Origin of the sequence: Ferruginibacter sp. (assembly GCF_031430955.1) — a bacterium.
GTDB lineage: Bacteria > Bacteroidota > Bacteroidia > Chitinophagales > Chitinophagaceae > Ferruginibacter.
Genome location: NZ_JANPCM010000220.1, coordinates 1 through 2,044, shown reverse-complemented (window position 1 = coordinate 2,044; position 2,044 = coordinate 1). Strand labels below are relative to the sequence as shown.

The following is a 2,044-nucleotide window of genomic DNA, read 5'->3' as shown; positions in this document are numbered from 1 at the left end:
TATACAATGGATATAACTGCCAGCAATAAAATTTTAATAAAGGATATTCTTATTGGTGATGTTTGGTTTTGCAGCGGTCAATCCAATATGGTACACCAAATGAACATTCATGATGTAACTTATGCAAATGATATTGCAACTGCCAACTATCCTGAAATACGGCAATTCCTGGTTCCAACCGGTACAAGCCTGCAAGGTCCCAAACAAAATTTTACTTCGGGCTTTTGGAAAGCTGCGGTATTAGAAGATGTAAGGCCTTTTTCCGCTGTTGCATATTTTTTCGCAAAAAAAAATTATGAAAAATATCACATCCCTATTGGTATCATCAATGCAAGCGTAGGTGGTACCCCCATTGAAGCATGGACAAGTGAAGAAGGGTTAAAAGATTTTTCTTCGTTGATAAATACTATTCAAAAAAATAAAGACACTGCTTATATAAATAGTATGAATAGAAATGCTGCAGCAAATAATGCCGGCAGGCCGCAGCAAAAAGATTTGGGGATGATTGGAGAAAAGAAATGGTTTGATGTTTCCTATATTGCTAAAGGATGGCGCAATATAAATATTCCCGGTTATTGGCAAGACCAGGGCATTAGAAATTTGAATGGTGTGGTTTGGTACAGGAAAGAAATTGAAATTCCTGCATCAATAGCTGATGTGCCGGCAAAAGTTTTTCTTGGAAGAATAATTGATGCTGATGTTTTATATATTAATGGAATGCAGGTTGGCAACACAACCTATCAGTATCCGCAACGGCGATACAATGTGCCGGCAAACTTGCTAAAGGCAGGTAAAAATATTTTTGTAATAAAAGTTACAAATATTGCAGGAAAAGGAGGCTTTGTTCCTGACAAACCTTATTGTTTATTCGCTGGCAAAGATACCATTGACCTGAAAGGGACATGGCAATATAAAGTTGGGGAAGTATATACTGCCGGTGGCGGATTTGGCGGAGGAGGAATTGCTGCACAAAATCAACCGGCAGCTTTATATAATGCAATGGTGGCACCTGCTATAAATTATTCAATCAAAGGTTTTCTCTGGTACCAGGGCGAAAGTAATTCCGGAAGAGCGGAGGAATATGCAAAATTGCAACCGGCACAAATAATTGACTGGAGAAATAAATGGCAGCAGGGAAATATTCCTTTCTTATATGTACAGCTTCCCAATTTTATGGATGCTGATTATTTCCCTTCGGAAAGCCAGTGGGCAGCATTACGGGAAGCACAATTAAAATCATTATCCGTTTCTGCTACAGGTATGGCCGTAGCAATTGATTTGGGTGAATGGAATGACATCCATCCTGATAATAAAAAAGATGTTGGCGAAAGGCTGGCTTTGGTTGCAGAAAAAATTGCCTATGGCGAAAACATTGTTTACTCCGGCCCTATTTATCAATCGTCAAAAACAGAAGGCAATAAAATTATTATCAGTTTTAATCATGTTGGCAGTGGTTTAAAAACAAATGATGGAGAGCAACCCGGTGAGTTTGCCATTGCAGGTGCCGATAAAAAATTTGTTTGGGGAAAAACAAAAATTGAAGGGGAAAAAATAATTGTTTGGAATGATGAGATACCAAACCCAATGCATGTAAGGTATGCGTGGGCTGATAATCCGGTAAACCCGAATTTATATAATAAGGAAGGGTTACCTGCATCTCCATTTAGAACAGATAACTAACAACAACATCAGCTTTAATAAAAGCCATAATTATGCGAATACAATTTTTGAAAGCTGTTTTTACCTTATTATTTTTCTCACTAACTACTAATATTTCTGCACAAATAAAACAGGCGCATAACCCATTAATTTTTGCTGATGTTCCTGATATGGCAATGATAAGAGTGGGTGATACTTATTATATGAGCAGTACTACTATGCACATGAGCCCCGGTGTTCCCATCATGAAATCGAAAGACCTGGTTAACTGGAAGTTGTTGAGCTACTGTTATGATACTTTAGTAAGTAATGATGATATGAAACTTGAAAACGGAAAATCAACTTATGGCAGAGGCTCTTGGGCCAGCAGCATTCGGTATTATAA

2 protein-coding genes are annotated in these 2,044 nt (G+C 37.8%); both read left to right on the top strand.

Annotation, left to right across the window (positions count from 1 at the left end):
- Nucleotides 1-1,680, top strand: a 1,680-nt coding sequence (locus ACY65O_RS06285; protein WP_462220001.1) for a sialate O-acetylesterase, incomplete at its 5' end; no start/stop codon positions are given.
- 32 nt (nt 1,681-1,712) lie between these two features.
- On the top strand, nt 1,713-2,044 hold a 332-nt coding region (locus ACY65O_RS06280), incomplete at its 3' end, for a family 43 glycosylhydrolase (RefSeq protein WP_462220000.1).